Source organism: Vibrio sp. B1FLJ16 (genome assembly GCF_905175385.1).
Lineage (GTDB): Bacteria > Pseudomonadota > Gammaproteobacteria > Enterobacterales > Vibrionaceae > Vibrio.
Map to the genome: position 1 here is coordinate 1,810,925 of NZ_HG992749.1, position 16,153 is coordinate 1,827,077.

The following is a 16,153-nucleotide window of genomic DNA, read 5'->3' on the forward strand; positions in this document are numbered from 1 at the left end:
GTAATTACTTTACTTTGATTTTAAAACTCGTGGTCAGCAGTGTCCGGGCTCAGGCTATCAATGCCTACGATACCGGCAGCACGTTCTATTGCACCAGTTTGCGCAACAAGAGCCATGATAGTCTCATTAACCAGCGCGTTGCCTTGCTCGTTTCCAGCAGCGATCAGCTGATCAAAGTGCTGGTTATTCTTCTCAGCAGATGTCACCAGCTCGCCGACTTGATTACGTGTATCATCAAACTGCTTTTGAATCTCTTTGCCTGCTTGCGCATCTTTCTGTGTAACTAAATTAGCAATGCTTGGGCCACTAAGTAGCGTACCGTCTTGACGCTTATACGAACCGGTGTAAACGTTGTAGATGCCTTGCTCATTGTAGTAATGAGAGTTGTGCGTGTTATCAGAGAAACAATCGTGCTCATCTTCTGTTGAGTTAGCTTCCAGAGCTACTTTCATGCGTTCGCCAGCCAGTTCTCCAAGAGAAAGAGAACCCATGCCGAACAGCATTTTACGCAGACCATTTTGAGCTGAATCTGCTAATAGCTCCTGACGGTAATTGTCTTTTACATCAGAAGACCACTGCTTCTCCATCCACTCCAGATCTTGAATTAACAGACCCGCAGCCGCTTTAAGGTACTCACCGCGACGGTCACAGTTGCCGTTAGTACAGCCAGAGCCAACAACGAAGTCCGTGTATGCTCGTTGACCAGCACCCGCATTGTTACCGTTAAGATCCTGACCCCAAAGCAGAAACTCAATTGCGTGATAGCCAGAAGCAACGTTCGCTTCAGAACCACCGACTTCATTTAGATCTGCAATCAGTTCAGGGGTAATTTTTGAAACATCCAGTTTCGTTGAACCAATAGTGAGGTTTGTGTTTGCAACAATGTTAGCCGCTGCACCTTCGTTACCGAGTTCATATTGGTAATCTGCTGCAACGTAATCGATAAGGCCTTCATCTAACGGCCATGCATTAAGCTGACCTTCCCAGTCGTCTACAACTGCGTTACCAAAACGGAATACTTCAGATTGTTGATAAGGTACGCGAGAGTCAAGCCAAGCCTGCTTTACTTCTTCAAGCTTTGCAGCAGAAGGAGTATTCAGAAATTCATCAATTTTTACATTAAGCGTTTTTGCCGTTGTCAGTGAGTCTGCAAATACTGCATGAGCAACATCAGCGTAGTGCTCGACAACTTGTTGTTCAGTTATCTGAGTAGCAACCGCAGCACCACTGGAAATGAGAAAAGAGGCAGCAATAGCTTGGACTAAAACTGTTTTTGCATTCATTTGAAGCATCCTTGTTGAGCAATGTAATTCTGTAGTAATAGTGCTAATTATTCTTATTTACACTTTTAATCACGAGATAATACAAATTTACAATTTTTTTGCAACTTGAGATTCAAAAAAAAGCGTTGTCTGTGTGACAGAGTCGTCTATGTGAGTTCCTGACTAACGTGTTTCGTAAAGGAATTGGGATTTCGAAGGCTATGTTCGAAGATGAGTACGATAAAAGCAGACTACGGATATAAAAAACGGCCCTAATAAAGGACCGTATGGAAGAGTGAATATGCCTAATCAGTACGCTGGAAAGCCTGATAATGTGTAGTAAGTAACCTAAGAGACTTTTCAGAACCTGCTCTGACAATCAAGGAGTTACTTCCCTAATGCTTCTTTGTAATGCTGACGGCAAACTGAAACGTAACGATCGTTACCACCAATCGCAACCTGGTCACCCTCTTTAATTGCCACGCCGAGCTCATCAGTACGGATAACCATGTTTGCCTTGCGGCCACAGTGACAAATTGTTTTAAGTTCAACCAACTTATCAGCCCAGGAAAGCAAATACTTGCTGCCTTCAAAAAGGTCACCAAGAAAATCGGTACGAAGACCATAACAAAGTACGGGAATGTGTAATTTGTCGACCACTTCAGTCAACTGATACACCTGCTCTTTTGATAAGAACTGACATTCATCGACTAAAATACAATGACGTTTTTCCACTTCATTTAAAGCTGCAATTTCCTGGTATAAATTGCTGTCCGGGCGGAATAGGTGCGCATCAGACTGCAAACCAATCCGTGAACTCACCTTGCCAACACCATAGCGGTCATCGAGCGCTGCGGTGAAGATCACTGGCGTCATACCACGTTCTTGATAGTTAAAAGAAGATTGAAGAAGAGTTGTCGATTTACCCGCATTCATTGCCGAGTAATAGAAATACATCTGAGCCACAGTGCATTACCTTGTTAAAATATATAATAGCTAGCAAAGAAAAGGGCTGAATCATCAGCCCTTTTATAAAATTCAATTACTTACGACGCCACGTTGTACCTTCAGGGCCATCTTCAAGTACGATGCCCATTTCAGTCAGCTTATCACGCGCCATGTCTGCATTTGCCCAATCTTTAGCAGCACGAGAATCGTTACGCAGCTTGATCAGCGCTTCAATTTCTGCCACTTCGTCATCGTTACCCGCATCACCTTTAAGGAAGGCCTCAGGATCCTGATGAAGAATGCCGATAACCTCAGCCAGCTCACGCATTAATGCGCCAAGCTCACTCGCTTTCTCAAGGTTTTCGGTCTTCAGACGGTTGACTTCACGCGCCATGTCGAACAGCACTGAGTACGCTTCTGGTGTATTGAAATCATCATTCATCGCAGCAGTGAAGCGAGTAACATACTCTTCACCACCAGCAGGTGCAGCTTTCAAATCAAGACCACGCAGCGACGTATACAGACGCTCAAGAGACGCACGCGCTTGGTTCAGGTTCTCTTCGCTGTAGTTCAGCTGACTACGGTAGTGACCTGACATTAGGAAGTAACGCACTGTTTCAGCATCGTAATGACCTAATACGTCACGGATCGTAAAGAAGTTACCCAGAGACTTAGACATTTTCTCGCGGTCTACCATCACCATTCCGCTGTGCATCCAGGTATTCACGTACTGAGTGTCGTGAGCACAGCATGACTGAGCGATTTCATTCTCATGGTGAGGAAACTGAAGGTCAGAGCCGCCGCCGTGGATATCAAAGTGGTTCCCCAGAATAGAAGAGTTCATCGCAGAACACTCAATGTGCCACCCCGGACGGCCTGGGCCCCATGGGGATTCCCATGTCGGTTCGCCAGGCTTAGACATTTTCCACAGAACAAAATCCAGTGGGCTGCGTTTTGCGGTTTCGATATCGACACGAGCACCAGCCTGAAGCTGATCAAGGTCTTGTTTAGACAGTTTACCGTATTCGTCAAACTTGCCTACTTCGAACATTACGTCACCATTATCTGCAACGTATGCAAAACCACGTTCAATCAGCTTTTCAACTAACTCGATGATTTCAGAAATAAACTGCGTGGCACGAGGCTCAACGTCTGGACGTTTCATGTTCAGCGCATCAAAATCAGCGTGCATTTCACCGATAAGACGCTCGGTCAGTGAGTCACAAGATTCACCGTTTTCTGCCGCGCGCTTGATGATTTTGTCGTCGATATCCGTGATATTACGAACGAATGTCAGATCGTAACCCAAGTAACGCAGGTAACGTGATACAACATCAAAAGAGACAAAAGTACGACCGTGGCCGATGTGACAGAGATCGTAGATGGTAACTCCACAGACATACATGCCAACTTTACCGGCCGTAATTGGTTTGAATTCCTCTTTCTGTCTTGTGAGTGTGTTATATATCTTTAACATGATCTCTATCTATGATTGTGAATGAATAAAAGAAGGCCGAGTATAACAATTCCAGCCTTATTAGGTAATAACAATTGATCGATAAAAAGGATAATTGGCTAAACTTCATCCATACAACGATTAATTTCCTCTTCCTGAGTTTTTAAAGCGTGACAACTTAGGCTAGAATCTCGGATTCAATACAACACAGTAAAGGACAGTAGCATGATCACCCTTCACACTAATTTTGGTGACATCAAGATTCAACTAAACGAAGAAAAAGCGCCAGAAACAAGCGCAAACTTCCTTCAGTACTGCCGCGACGGTTTTTACGACAACACGCTTTTCCACCGTGTTATTGATGGTTTCATGATCCAAGGTGGTGGCATGGAATCAGGTCTGCGTGAAAAAGCAACACGTGCACCTATCAAAAACGAAGCAAACAACGGTCTGAGCAACAAAGTCGGTACACTTGCTATGGCACGTACAATGGAGCCGCACTCAGCAAGCTCTCAGTTCTTCATTAACGTAAATAACAATACATTCCTGGATTTCCGTAGCGAAAGCCTGGACGGTTGGGGTTACTGTGTTTTTGGTGAAGTAGTTGAAGGCATGGACATCGTAAACAAGATCAAAGGCGTTAGCACTGGTTCTTACGGCATGCACCAAGACGTACCACTAGAAGACGTAGTCATTACTGGTACAACAATTGAAGAGTAATTCGTAAGAATTATTACCCAGAACTAATTTAAATGGGGAGGCATCGCCTCCCCTTATTTCTATGACGACATTATTTATATCTGATCTACACCTTACTCCTAAGCGTCCTGACATTACGCAGTGTTTTATGACCTTTATGCGTACAGAAGCAAAAACTGCCGATGCACTTTACGTATTGGGTGATCTTTTCGAGTTTTGGGTCGGCGACGATGATAAGACCCCTTTCGCGAATCAAATTCGGTCAGAATTTAAAAATCTTACTGATAATGGTGTCGCGGTATTCTTTATTCAGGGAAACAGGGATTTCCTATTGGGTGAGCGTTTTTGTAAACAGACCGGAATAACACTACTTGAAGATGTTTGTACCATTGATCTTTATGGAACCCGAGCTGTGATTTTGCATGGCGACACACTCTGTACTGACGACGTGGATTACCAAAAATTTCGTAAGACTGTTCACCAACCTTGGCTACAATGGGTATTCAATCATATCCCGTGGTTTATTAAGAAAAAGATAGTTGCGAAAGTTCAGTCGGATATTCGAGATGACAAAAAAAGTAAGCCTATGGATATTATGGACGTGAATCAGAGTGAAGTTGAGCAAGTGATGTCACAATATTCTGTCGACCTCATGATTCATGGTCACACGCATCGTCCGAAGACTCATGTGTTTGACGTCAATGGCATGCCCAAAACTCGTATCGTTTTAGGTGATTGGTATACGCAAGGGTCTGTATTGCATGTGGATTACAACGGTTTAGACCTTAAAACAAGGCCATTTGACACATAATTTACACAAAACCCCTCTATCACTCACAATATTAAGACGTTAAGCATAGATATTTCACAAAAAAGTAATTATTATCACATCAGTCAGTTAAGCCAAAAGAAGTACCTAATTGAAGTATTCTTACGTAGCCCGTCAGCCAATTTTAGATAGAGAAAAGCGAACCATAGGTTATGAGCTTCTATTTCGCGACGGCCCTAAAAATACCTTCCCTGAAGTAGAACCAGAACTGGCTACTAGTCGTTTGCTATCTGACCATTTTATGTCGACACACTACAATACTTTGGGCAATAAGCTCGGGTTTGTTAACTTCCCGCAGCAAAGCCTAATAAATTTAGTACCGACCCTGTTTCCAAAAGACTCATTAGTTATTGAAGTTCTGGAGGATTGCGAGCCAACTGAAGCGCTTCTTGGAGCTGTAAAGCACCTACATAAGTTAGGCTATCGAATCGCTCTGGACGATTTCGTCCCAACTAAAGCCTGGATACAATTCCTTCCATACATATCAATCATTAAGTTTGATATTCGTATGGTTCCTATCAATAAAGCAGCGAGTTATATTAAAGCACTCAGCCAATACAAAATTAGCTTTCTTGCTGAAAAAGTTGAGACATACGAAGAGTTTACACAAGCACTAGATGCTGGGTTTAACTACTTTCAGGGTTATTTCTTTAGTAAGCCAGAAATGATAAAGAAAAAACGCCTGAAGCCCTCTTTTTTGGCTGTCATCCAACTGTGTAAAGAGATTGCAGATAAGCCTATCGATTTTGATGAAGTAGAACGACTATTTTCAATTGATATTACGCTTTCATACAAACTGCTTACTTTCGTCAATTCTGGTTATACGCTTAGCACGAAAATTAAGTCGTTCAGACAAGCTTTGATTTATCTTGGCGAAGATCGCTTAAGACGCTTTATATCACTCGTAGCTATCGCATCAGTACAAGACGACAAGCCCGATTCCTTGTATGCACTTGCTATTCAGCGTGCTCGCATGTGTGAACTTTTGCTAAGCCAGATGAAGACTAAATACGATCCCGGGCAAGCTTTTCTGACTGGCATGTTTTCACTACTGGGCTCATTGCTCGATCAACCGCTTGCAGACGTGATAGACGACATCCCTGTAGACGATGATATTAAGCTCGCGTTAACCAGCCGAAAAGGGGTTTTGGGCTACCTACTCTCCCTCTCTATTACTTACGAGCAAGCTGACTGGGAAACCATCGAGAAATATTGTTCAGCCCTGAAACTTTCAGAAACCCAACTTGTAGAAGCATTTAATGAGTCTATGGAATGGGCTCAGGATTTAATGTCCCAAAGCGCTTAAACCAACAGGCTAGATTTATATAGACATTCGAAGTTTCGACGAATATGGGTGTATAATGCCCCTTCCCTACTAGATTATTATTCATTCGAGATTTCTTTTTATGTCTTCTTCTTGCCCATGTGGTTCTACTCTGACTTATCAGCAATGCTGCGAAGATGCTCACAACGACCACGCCAACGTAAAAACACCAGAACAACTCATGCGCTCACGCTACAGCGCTCATGTTTTAGGTTTGGTTGATTTTGTTGTTGCCACTTACCACCCAAGTTGCAATGCAGAAGAACAACGTGAAGGTATTGCACAATCTATTGATAGCGACTGGTGCAAACTCGAAGTAATAAAGGCCGAACCAGGCTGTAGCGAAAATGAAGGTTTTGTAGAGTTTAACGCTTACTTCAATGAAGACGGTAAACGATACTGTCTCACTGAACGCTCACGCTTTGTTAAAGAAAATGGTCTTTGGTACTACATTGACGGTACATTTCCAGAAGAAGAAACGGAGCAAGATCCTCGCCTCAGCCAGCCAGTGAACGCTCTTAAAGTCGGCCGTAACGATCCGTGTATATGCGGCAGCGGTAAGAAATTTAAGAAGTGTTGTGGGTAAAAGAAGGTCCTAGATGTTAGGTTCTAGGATCCTAGAGGAGTTTATTGGTAGTTCAGTAATAAACGCAAGGTTAAGTGGGTAGCGGCATGATATTACGGATTATTGTTCAATATAATATCAAATACGTCTGTACTCTGTAATCAGTATTCCAAAACAACAAGAACAAAAATCGCTAGTTGGCACATAAACTTCAGCGCTCTCCCTTAGAAACCTAGGATCCTAAAACCTAGGATCCTAGTTCCTTTCTTTTTCCTACTTATGGCGTTCTTTCAGCTTGTTTACGACATCATTCATCGACAAGCCCTGATCCTGAAGCAACACCAGCAAGTGATAAACTAAATCAGCGGATTCACACACTAGTTCCGCCTTATCACCCGACGTTGCCGCAAGCGCGACTTCAACACCTTCTTCGCCCACTTTCTGCGAAATACGCTTCGTGCCACGGGCATAAAGACTCGCGGTATACGAGGATTCAGGGTCGGAGTTCTTGCGGGCAGCCAGTAACTGCTCAAGTTGATGAAGCCACACCATCTGAGACTCTTCCTGTGGATCACCGTCCCAGCATGTTGTGGTACCTGTGTGGCACGTAGGACCAATCGGATTAACTTTCACAAGCAAAGTATCATCGTCACAATCCAGTGAGATATTCACCAACTGAAGAACGTTACCTGAGGTTTCTCCTTTGGTCCACAAACGTTCTTTAGTACGGGAGAAAAACGTTACCTGACCTGTTTCACCTGTTTTAGCTAGCGCGTCCTGATTCATGTAACCCATCATCAGCACTTGGCTGGACTGGAAGTCCTGGACAATAGCAGGTACCAGACCATCCACCTTCTCCCAGTTGATTCGCTCTTGTAGCGAACTTACTTCGGCGGCTGTAAAACTCATACTCGTACCTCTATCCCTTGCTGTTTTAAATACTTTTTCAACTCGCCAATATTGATGACTTGTTTGTGGAACACTGACGCAGCTAATGCACCGTCGACATTCGCTTTTTGATACGCCTCTGCGAAGTGCTCCATTGCACCAGCGCCGCCAGAAGCAATCAGAGGAACTTTACATACTTCGCGTACCATATTGAGCTGTTCAATATCGTAACCGTTGCGCACGCCATCTTGGTTCATCATGTTCAATACGATTTCACCGGCTCCGCGCTTTTGCACTTCTTGTACCCAATCACGAGTTTCCCATTGCGTCGCTTTCGTTCGCTCTTCATCACCCGTAAACTGGTAAACTTGGTACTTACCAGTATCTTTGTCGTAGTATGAGTCGATACCAACAACGATACATTGCACACCGAACTTATCTGCAAGATCAGTAATCAATTGCGGATCAGCCAACGCAGGAGAGTTTATAGACACTTTATCTGCACCAAACTCCAAGATTCGTGCTGCGTCTTCTGCTGATTTAATACCACCTGCGACACAGAAAGGAATGTCAATAACTTCGGCTACGCGTTTCACCCAGCTTTTATCTACCACACGTCCGTCACTAGATGCGGTGATATCGTAGAATACTAACTCATCTGCGCCTTCTTCCGCATAACGCTTCGCCAGAGGGACAATGTCACCGATGATTTCATGGTTACGAAATTGAACGCCTTTAACTACCTGACCATCACGCACATCTAGACATGGGATTATTCGCTTTGCCAGCATGCAAATGCCTCCTCTGCTGTAAACTTACCGTCGAGTAACGCTCGGCCAACAATAACACCAGCCACTCCGCTACCTCTAAGTGCTTCGATATCCGCCAGTGAGCCGATACCACCTGAAGACTGGAATTGCACTTGAGGATACTGATTGCAAAGATCCACGTACAACTCAACGTTTGACCCTTCTAACGTTCCATCTCGGGAGATATCCGTACACAGTACGTGCTTTAAACCAACAGTTAGGTAGTCATCAATCAGTGCTTCAATCGTAACACCTGAATCTTCCTGCCAGCCAGAAATTGCCACTTTACGCGTTCCGTCCGCGTCAATGTTAATATCCAAAGCCAGTACAATCTTTTCTGCACCGTATTTTTCCATCCATCCTTTAACTAACTCTGGCTGTTTAACTGCCGTCGAGCCAATTACGACTCGCTGAGCGCCGGCTTCAAGTAAATCCATAACATCTTGCTCACTGCGGACGCCACCACCAATCTGGATATTTGCTGGCGTGCTAGCAAGCAGTTTTGCAATCAAATCAAGCTGACGTGCTGATGTGTCTTTTGCACCAGTTAAATCCACTAGGTGAAGCCAGTTTGCACCTGCCTGATGGTATAAGTTGAACTGCTCTGCTGGATCAACTTTGTATTCGGTTACTTGGCCGTAATCACCTTGGTAAAGACGAACCACCTGTCCTTCAATTAAATCAAGAGCTGGAATAATCACACTAAATCCCTTTTTATAGTTCTAAGAAGTTCTGAATAAGCTTCGCGCCCGCTTTTGAAGAACGCTCTGGGTGGAACTGAACACCATAGTAGTTGCCACTTTGTACTGCCGCAGTAAACGGATTTCCATAATCACACTCTGCAATTGTGTAATCCCCCACTGGCATAGCAAAACTGTGTACAAAGTAGAAATACTCACCTTCTTCAATATCTTTAAACAACGGATTACCAGATTTCGCTGACACCGTATTCCAGCCCATGTGAGGGAGAGGTAAATCGCCGGTTTGAAGCAATTTTACTTCTCCATCGCAAAGCCCCAAACACTCTACTAACTCGTCCGCTTTCTGGCCTTTTTCTTGAGAAACTTTACCGAGTAATTGCATTCCGAGGCAAATACCAAGAAGCGGCTTTTCAACTTTCTTAACCAGCTCAATAAGGTCGCGTTCCTTAAGATTTTTCATCGCTTCGCTTGCTGTACCAACACCAGGTAAGAAAAGTTTGTCGGCCGACAATACGACTAGAGGATCTTTCGAAATTGTTACTTTGTAGCCAAGACGCTCAATGGCAAATTTCACCGAAGAAACGTTGGCACAGCCAGTATCAATTATCACAACTTTTTGTTCTGTCACTGTACTCATCTCCTAACTTTACTCTGAGGCATACCTTAGAGAACGCCCTTACTACTTGGCAGCTCATTACCTTCTACTTTGATCGCCTGACGAAGAGTGCGACCAAACGCTTTAAACAAGCTCTCGATGATGTGGTGATCGTTATCACCCGCAGAAGAAAGGTGTAGCGTACATGCCAGAGTATCCGTTAGAGAGCGGAAGAAGTGCACAACCATCTCCGTAGATAAATCACCTACCTGATCGCGGCCAAATTCAGCATCGAACTTGAGGTATGGACGACCGGATAAATCCAACGCGCATTGCGCCAGACATTCATCCATCGGAAGGCTGAAACCGAATCGACCTATACCACGTTTATCACCTAATGCTTCTTTCAATGCCTGACCAAGGGCCAGTGCTGTATCTTCGATTGTGTGGTGATCATCGATGTGAAGATCGCCTTCGACCTTACACACAAGCTGAAAGCCACCGTGAGTCGCTATCTGATCAAGCATATGGTCAAAGAACCCCAAACCAGTTGAGATCTCATTGCCACCTTGTTCATCAAGGTTGACTGCCACTTTAATATCAGTTTCTTTAGTCGTGCGTGTAACTTCGGCAACACGAGCTTTCACAGTCAGATCTTTAAGGATTTGCTTCCAGCCCATGGTTTCAGGGTTGTATTGAATACCGCGAATCGCCATATTTTCAGCAAGTTGTAGGTCCGTTGCTCGGTCACCAATCACTACCGAGTTTTGGAAATCTACTTTGCCACCCTGAAGGTATTCTTTCACCATGCCAAGCTTAGGCTTACGACAAGAACAGTTATCTTCATCAAAGTGAGGACAAATCAGTACGTCATCAAACTTTACGCCTTGAGATTCGAAAATCTCCATCATCATATTGTGTGGCGCATCAAAGTCTTCTTGTGGGTAGCTGTCTGTACCTAAACCATCCTGGTTGGTCACCATCACTAAACAGTAACCAGCATCCTGAAGAGCTAACAGGCTCGGGATCACGTATGGCTCGAGTTGCAGCTTGTCTAAGCGATCTACTTGAAAATCAATCGGCGGCTCAACAATCAATGTGCCATCACGGTCGATAAAAAGGATTTTTTGTTGTTTACTCACTGGAACATCCTTATTGCTAATCTTCGTTGGCCCCCACTCAAGAATGGAAGCTTGGTAACTTTACGGCTTTACTACTTTACGGCTGTACAACTTTACGAATAGTGGTTTCGAATAAATCCAAGTGTCTTTTCGCATTCTTCGCGGTTTCCAACACTGATACGTACACAGTTTTCGATTGGTGAATTACGTAAAATAATTCCTGTATCCCATGCAGCTTTAAACAATGCATCGCCGTCAGGGAACTTAACCAATAAGTAGTTCCCCCATCCTTCGAACACCTCAAGACCCGGAATCATAGTTAACCCGACTTGCAGGTAAGCTCGGTTCGCATTGAGGTCAAGAACCTGATATTTAGCGCGGGCCAGACCGGCCTCTGATAACGCTTGTATTGCAATTTCTGCAACCGGAACCGGAACCGGATAAGGCGCAATGACTTTAAGAAGCACATTAATCAGCTCTTCATTAGCAAGCGTAAAGCCACAGCGAAGACCAGCGAGAGCAAAGGCTTTCGATAACGTACGTAAGATCGCTAAGTTCGGGTACTGTTCCAATAAGTCTACGGTTGACGCTTCCGGGCAAAAATCGATATACGCTTCGTCCATAACCACTATGGCCCGGTCTTTAGTCATCTCAAGTAATGAGACGATATCTTCGCGCTTAACTAAATTACCCGTCGGGTTGTTCGGCGAACATACAAACACAAGCTTAACGTTTTCCAGATTTGCTTCGATACCAGCGAGATCCAGCTGCCAGTCCGAAGTCAAAGGTACTGTTTTGCGCTCAACACCGATAGTCTCTGCGCTAATCGCATACATACCGTAAGTAGGCGGACAGTAGAGAATGGCATCTTCACCCGGTTCACAAAAGGCGCGAACAAGTAGTTCAATACCCTCGTCTGCACCGCGAGAAGTCAGAGTCTGTTCTGGTTTGACACCAGCATAAGCAGCATATGCAGAAATAAGCTCTTTTGGCTGACATTCGCTGTAACGGTTAAGACGAGCAAATTCCGTTTTGTATTCATTATCAAATGGTGATTCGTTGGCGTTGAGCCACACATCACCACTACCTCCAATACGACGAGCAGATAGGTAAGGTGTTAGTTTCTGGACTTGTTTACGCGCTAGCTTTTCCATCTCAATATTCCCTTCTTACTTCGCTGCCAGTTTTTCTACACGTATCGTCACTGCACGTTTGTGTGCATCCAAACCTTCCGCTTCTGCCATCGTAACAACTGTTGGAGCCAGATTCTTAAGCCCTTCTTCAGACAGTTCCTGTACCGTCATACGCTTGGAGAAGTCCGCTAAACCCAAGCTGGAATAGGTACGCGTGTAACCATACGTCGGAAGTACGTGGTTAGTACCTGACGCATAATCACCCGCAGACTCAGGTGACCAGTCGCCCAAGAATATAGAGCCTGCATTATCAAGAAGTGGTAGCAACTCACGCGGATTTTTAGTCTGTACAATTAAGTGTTCAGGGCCGTAAAAGTTCGAGATAGACACAGCTTGAGTTAAGGACTCGGCAATAATAATTAAACTTGAACCTAGTGCTTTTTCAGCAATATCGGCACGCGACAATTGCTTCAATTGGCGTTGAACCGCATCTGTCACTTGATCAGCAATGATCGGTGAAGGAGTAACCAATACCACTTGTGAATCTGGACCGTGCTCTGCCTGGCTAAGTAAATCAGCCGCAATAAAGTCAGGGTCAGCGGTTTCATCAGCAAGTACCAGTACCTCAGAAGGACCTGCAGGCATATCAATTGCTGCACCACGGAAATCATTACTTACCTGACGTTTTGCCTCAGTGACATAGGCGTTACCCGGACCAAAGATTTTATCGACTTTAGCCACTGTTTTTGTTCCGTAAGCCATCGCAGCAACAGCTTGACCGCCGCCAACGTTATATACCTCATCGATACCGCAAAGTTTCGCTACGTAGAGGATTTCGTCAGCGATAGGTGGCGGAGAGCACAAGACTACTTTACGACAACCAGCAATTTTGGCAGGTACACCAAGCATCAGCACTGTCGATGGCAGTGGTGCACTACCACCAGGAATATATAAACCCACTTTTTGAATTGGACGGGTAACTTGCTCACACATGACACCAGGCTGTGTCTCTACCTTGATAGGCTGAGGCTTTTGCGCTTTGTGAAATTTGGAGATGTTTGCATAAGCTTGGTTTAGAGCTCCTTTCATCTGCTCTGATAGACGTTCTGATGCAGCATCAATCTCTTTAGCTGAAACGCGAATTGAATCTGGTTTTACCCGGTCAAATTTCTCTGTCAGCTCTAAAAGTGCAGCATCACCTTCGTTACGAACTTTCGCAATTACTTCTGCGACCGCAGCAGTAATATTTGCACCTTCTGTGATAGCCGGACGTTCCAAAATTGAATCTTGCTGATTTTCACTTAACGATTGCCAAACGACTGTTCTCATTGTGCTTACTCCATCATTTTATCAATTGGTAGCACTAGAATTGAGCTAGCACCAAGCTCTTTCAGCTGCTCCATTGTTTCCCAGAACAGATTCTCGGAACTTACTAAGTGAACAGCCATTTTTGATTTGTCTGCTGAGAGTGGTAACACCGTTGGATCTTCTGCGCCTGGTAACAAGGCTTTAATTTGCTCAAGCTTGTCGGCTGGAGCATGCAGCATGATGTACTTTGATTCTTTGGCTTGCTGTACGCCCTGCATACGCGTAAGCAGTTTATTAATCAGGGCCGTCTTATCCGCGTCGAATTCACCGGTACGTTGAATCAACGTTGCTTTTGATTTAAAGATGATTTCAGCTTCTTTTAGCCCGTTTGCTTCCAGCGTTGCACCGGTAGAAACTAAATCCGCAATCGCATCAGCCAGACCTGCTCGTGGAGCAACTTCAACCGAGCCTGTTAGCATACAGGTTGAGAAAGCTACGCCAGCTTGATCCATATACGCTTTAAGTAAGTGTGGGTAGGTTGTAGCAATACGCTTACCTGCTAAGTCTTGGGGACCGTTGTATTCTTCGTCTTTGTCGATGGCAATAGACAATCGACACCCGCCGAAATCAAGACGACGAAGCTGAACAAATTCCGATGGTTCTCCCTGCGCTTTGCGGTCTAAACGTACTTCTTCCAGTTCATTTTCACCGATAAAGCCAAGATCTACGACACCATCCATAACCAGTCCTGGAATGTCGTCATCACGAACTAGCAACAAATCGATTGGCATATTTTCTGAATGAACCACAAGTCGCTCACCCATTAAATTAAATTTGACACCACATTGTTTAAGTAGAGCCTGGCTCTCTTTGCTAAGGCGACCTTTTTTCTGAATTGCGATTCTTAAGCGTTGTGTTTGCATTGCTTTGTCCCTATCCAAGATATTGAAATCTAAATTATTTTAAAAGCCAAAAACGAAAAAACCCTCGGGAGATTGTTCTCTCCCGAGGGTTTTAAATCTGAATTTCTTTGATTTCAACCGCCGGGAGCTTCCTGCCTCCCGGGTATGCGCGCATCTCCCGAAAGACTAGATTGGGTGATGATGGTGATGAATGTTCATTACAAAATTGCGCATAGTTATTTAAACTTATATCCGTTGAGTTGTTAACAACCACACTAACCAAGGATTCGATTTTTTTCAACCAAAAATTTATCTTTCTTTGTTCCATCAACCTAAACCATTGATTTTGAACAATCATCATCCAAAATAATAAGTAAGCAATTAGGTAACTAACGTTTAATTTAGCTCATTAATCGTAAATCAAACTAATTACTAAGTTGTTAATAAGCATATTTTTAGACACATTTGCTATATGAAATCAATAAATGTCTCAATAAAGAGACAATCACTTCGCCTTCAGGCCACTCATTAAAAACTATTATTTTAGCGGGTCTAAACTAAACCTAAATAACCAATAAAATTAGAATTATATGAAATGGCATACCAATAACGCGAACCGAGATGCGGGTGTCTGCGATGCTGATATACATTCATTAATTGGAAACACCGAGTGTATTCAAAAACTCCGTAAGGTAATCAGGAAGTACGCCCAATGCGATGCCGAAGTACTCATCCAGGGTGAGACAGGTGTAGGCAAAGGCTTGTGTGCTCGCCTCATCCATCAATTTTCGACGAGAAGATTGAAACCTTTTATCGAAGTAAATTGTGGTGCGATACCAAGTGGCCTAGTAGCGACAGAATTATTTGGGCATGAAAAAGGCGCATTTACCGGCGCCATTTCTGATCGCATCGGGTTTATTCAAAAAGCGGATAAAGGAACTCTGTTTTTGGATGAAATCGGAGATATGCCTCCTGAACTTCAAACTCACCTCTTACATTTTTTGGAAAGCAAAGAAATAAGCAAAGTCGGAGCAGCTAAAAAGATTAATGTAGACTGCCGTGTCATAGCGGCCAGTAACGTAAACTTACTAAGTGAAGTAGTACATGGTGACTTTCGGGAAGACTTGTTCTACAGACTTAATATTTTACCCCTCTCTATACCGCCACTTAGAGAAAGAGGACTAGATATTCTTATGCTAGCGGAGCATTTCTTGAGAAACCTATCAGGCGGACCGTTAAATACTATGTCTCCAGAAGTAGAGGCGATACTTTTAAAACACCAATGGCCGGGAAATGTCCGTGAGTTGCGGAACGTAATTCAGCGCGCGATTGTTTTGTGTGAGGATCGTACGCTACTTGCTGAGAATTTGGGTCTTGAAAATATCGAAAGTACGTCTCCTTCTCCCCGTAAGCAAATTGACCTTAACTACCTCTTACAAGCTATAGAAAGAAATAAGCATAATATGACGGCTACCGCCCGTAGCCTCGGCATATCCAGAACCACGTTGTATCGTTTGATCAAAAAACACAATTTGAGTGTTTAGATTTGTAAACCTGTAACGTGACATTGTGTAACAGCATTATCCAAACATTTCATTTACTTAAGCTCTGAT

The 16,153-nt window shown here is 43.9% G+C and carries 16 protein-coding genes and 1 other annotated feature; of the genes, 5 read left to right on the forward strand and 11 right to left on the reverse strand.

The features are described 5' to 3' along the window. Positions 1 to 20 precede the first annotated feature (20 nt). The 3 genes from KHN79_RS08255 to cysS all read right to left on the reverse strand — a co-directional run bounded on the left by KHN79_RS08255 (position 21) and on the right by cysS (position 3,687). Entirely contained in the window at positions 21 to 1,283 is a 1,263-nt protein-coding gene (locus KHN79_RS08255; RefSeq protein ID WP_182008345.1) for an imelysin family protein, read from the reverse strand. A 366-nt stretch (positions 1,284 to 1,649) separates the two neighbouring features. Continuing rightward, a complete protein-coding gene (locus tag KHN79_RS08260; RefSeq protein WP_182008346.1) occupies positions 1,650 to 2,228 on the reverse strand; it encodes a thymidine kinase in 579 nt (192 codons plus the stop codon). Between the two features lie 76 nt (positions 2,229 to 2,304). Beyond that, entirely contained in the window at positions 2,305 to 3,687 is a 1,383-nt protein-coding gene (gene cysS / locus KHN79_RS08265; RefSeq protein WP_182008347.1) for a cysteine--tRNA ligase, read from the reverse strand. 204 nt (positions 3,688 to 3,891) lie between these two features. Here cysS and KHN79_RS08270 point away from each other — a divergent pair, with 204 nt between their 5' ends. The 4 genes from KHN79_RS08270 to KHN79_RS08285 all read left to right on the forward strand — a co-directional run bounded on the left by KHN79_RS08270 (position 3,892) and on the right by KHN79_RS08285 (position 7,104). Continuing rightward, entirely contained in the window at positions 3,892 to 4,386 is a 495-nt protein-coding gene (locus KHN79_RS08270; protein ID WP_182008348.1) for a peptidylprolyl isomerase, read from the forward strand. A gap of 61 nt (positions 4,387 to 4,447) precedes the next feature. Further along, positions 4,448 to 5,176 carry a UDP-2,3-diacylglucosamine diphosphatase gene (gene lpxH / locus KHN79_RS08275; protein ID WP_182008349.1) on the forward strand — a complete coding sequence of 243 codons (729 nt, stop codon included), beginning with the start codon at positions 4,448 to 4,450 and terminating at the stop codon, positions 5,174 to 5,176. 109 nt (positions 5,177 to 5,285) lie between these two features. Beyond that, positions 5,286 to 6,500 carry an EAL domain-containing protein gene (locus KHN79_RS08280; RefSeq protein WP_182008350.1) on the forward strand — a complete coding sequence of 405 codons (1,215 nt, stop codon included), beginning with the start codon at positions 5,286 to 5,288 and terminating at the stop codon, positions 6,498 to 6,500. A 100-nt stretch (positions 6,501 to 6,600) separates the two neighbouring features. Beyond that, the gene (locus KHN79_RS08285) at positions 6,601 to 7,104 is read left to right on the forward strand and encodes a YchJ family protein (protein WP_182008351.1); all 504 of its coding nucleotides are present in this window, start codon (positions 6,601 to 6,603) and stop codon (positions 7,102 to 7,104) included. A gap of 252 nt (positions 7,105 to 7,356) precedes the next feature. On the opposite strand, the gene hisIE is transcribed toward KHN79_RS08285, so the two are convergent. The 8 genes from hisIE to hisG form a co-directional block, all read right to left on the reverse strand. Then, complete coding sequence (gene hisIE / locus KHN79_RS08290; protein ID WP_182008352.1) at positions 7,357 to 7,992, reverse strand: bifunctional phosphoribosyl-AMP cyclohydrolase/phosphoribosyl-ATP diphosphatase HisIE; 636 nt, start codon at positions 7,990 to 7,992, stop codon at positions 7,357 to 7,359. After that, a complete protein-coding gene (hisF, locus tag KHN79_RS08295; RefSeq protein WP_182008353.1) occupies positions 7,989 to 8,762 on the reverse strand; it encodes an imidazole glycerol phosphate synthase subunit HisF in 774 nt (257 codons plus the stop codon). The genes hisIE and hisF overlap by 4 nt, the downstream gene beginning before the upstream one ends. Then, positions 8,744 to 9,481 carry a 1-(5-phosphoribosyl)-5-[(5-phosphoribosylamino)methylideneamino]imidazole-4-carboxamide isomerase gene (gene hisA, locus KHN79_RS08300; RefSeq protein ID WP_182008354.1) on the reverse strand — a complete coding sequence of 246 codons (738 nt, stop codon included), beginning with the start codon at positions 9,479 to 9,481 and terminating at the stop codon, positions 8,744 to 8,746. The genes hisF and hisA overlap by 19 nt, the downstream gene beginning before the upstream one ends. 13 nt (positions 9,482 to 9,494) lie before the next feature. Then, on the reverse strand, positions 9,495 to 10,109 hold the full coding sequence (gene hisH, locus KHN79_RS08305; RefSeq protein ID WP_182008355.1) for an imidazole glycerol phosphate synthase subunit HisH: 615 nt from the start codon (positions 10,107 to 10,109) through the stop codon (positions 9,495 to 9,497). Between the two features lie 35 nt (positions 10,110 to 10,144). Next, positions 10,145 to 11,218: a bifunctional histidinol-phosphatase/imidazoleglycerol-phosphate dehydratase HisB gene (gene hisB / locus KHN79_RS08310; RefSeq protein ID WP_182008356.1), complete on the reverse strand. Its 1,074-nt coding sequence runs from the start codon at positions 11,216 to 11,218 to the stop codon at positions 10,145 to 10,147. A 92-nt stretch (positions 11,219 to 11,310) separates the two neighbouring features. Continuing rightward, a complete protein-coding gene (gene hisC, locus KHN79_RS08315; RefSeq protein WP_182008357.1) occupies positions 11,311 to 12,351 on the reverse strand; it encodes a histidinol-phosphate transaminase in 1,041 nt (346 codons plus the stop codon). 15 nt (positions 12,352 to 12,366) lie between these two features. Continuing rightward, the gene (gene hisD, locus KHN79_RS08320) at positions 12,367 to 13,659 is read right to left on the reverse strand and encodes a histidinol dehydrogenase (protein ID WP_182008358.1); all 1,293 of its coding nucleotides are present in this window, start codon (positions 13,657 to 13,659) and stop codon (positions 12,367 to 12,369) included. Positions 13,660 to 13,664: 5 nt separating this feature from the next. After that, positions 13,665 to 14,561 (reverse strand): ATP phosphoribosyltransferase, encoded by an 897-nt coding sequence (gene hisG / locus KHN79_RS08325; protein ID WP_182008359.1) that lies wholly within the window; start codon positions 14,559 to 14,561, stop codon positions 13,665 to 13,667. A 52-nt stretch (positions 14,562 to 14,613) separates the two neighbouring features. After that, positions 14,614 to 14,751, reverse strand: a sequence feature (His leader region). Positions 14,752 to 15,130: 379 nt separating this feature from the next. On the opposite strand from hisG, the gene KHN79_RS08330 reads away from it, so the two are divergent. Then, positions 15,131 to 16,084, forward strand: a complete 954-nt coding sequence (locus tag KHN79_RS08330) for a sigma-54 dependent transcriptional regulator (RefSeq protein WP_182008360.1) — start codon at positions 15,131 to 15,133, stop codon at positions 16,082 to 16,084. The last annotated feature ends 69 nt before the right edge of the window (positions 16,085 to 16,153 follow it).

Coding starts and splice junctions, on each gene's coding strand:
- cysS (WP_182008347.1), bottom strand. CDS start 3,687: ATGTTAAAGATATATAACACACTCACAAGACAGAAAGAGGAATTCAAA.
- KHN79_RS08285 (WP_182008351.1), top strand. CDS start 6,601: ATGTCTTCTTCTTGCCCATGTGGTTCTACTCTGACTTATCAGCAATGC.
- KHN79_RS08255 (WP_182008345.1), bottom strand. CDS start 1,283: ATGAATGCAAAAACAGTTTTAGTCCAAGCTATTGCTGCCTCTTTTCTC.
- hisIE (WP_182008352.1), bottom strand. CDS start 7,992: ATGAGTTTTACAGCCGCCGAAGTAAGTTCGCTACAAGAGCGAATCAAC.
- hisD (WP_182008358.1), bottom strand. CDS start 13,659: ATGAGAACAGTCGTTTGGCAATCGTTAAGTGAAAATCAGCAAGATTCA.
- KHN79_RS08270 (WP_182008348.1), top strand. CDS start 3,892: ATGATCACCCTTCACACTAATTTTGGTGACATCAAGATTCAACTAAAC.
- hisC (WP_182008357.1), bottom strand. CDS start 12,351: ATGGAAAAGCTAGCGCGTAAACAAGTCCAGAAACTAACACCTTACCTA.
- lpxH (WP_182008349.1), top strand. CDS start 4,448: ATGACGACATTATTTATATCTGATCTACACCTTACTCCTAAGCGTCCT.
- hisG (WP_182008359.1), bottom strand. CDS start 14,561: ATGCAAACACAACGCTTAAGAATCGCAATTCAGAAAAAAGGTCGCCTT.
- hisF (WP_182008353.1), bottom strand. CDS start 8,762: ATGCTGGCAAAGCGAATAATCCCATGTCTAGATGTGCGTGATGGTCAG.
- KHN79_RS08330 (WP_182008360.1), top strand. CDS start 15,131: ATGAAATGGCATACCAATAACGCGAACCGAGATGCGGGTGTCTGCGAT.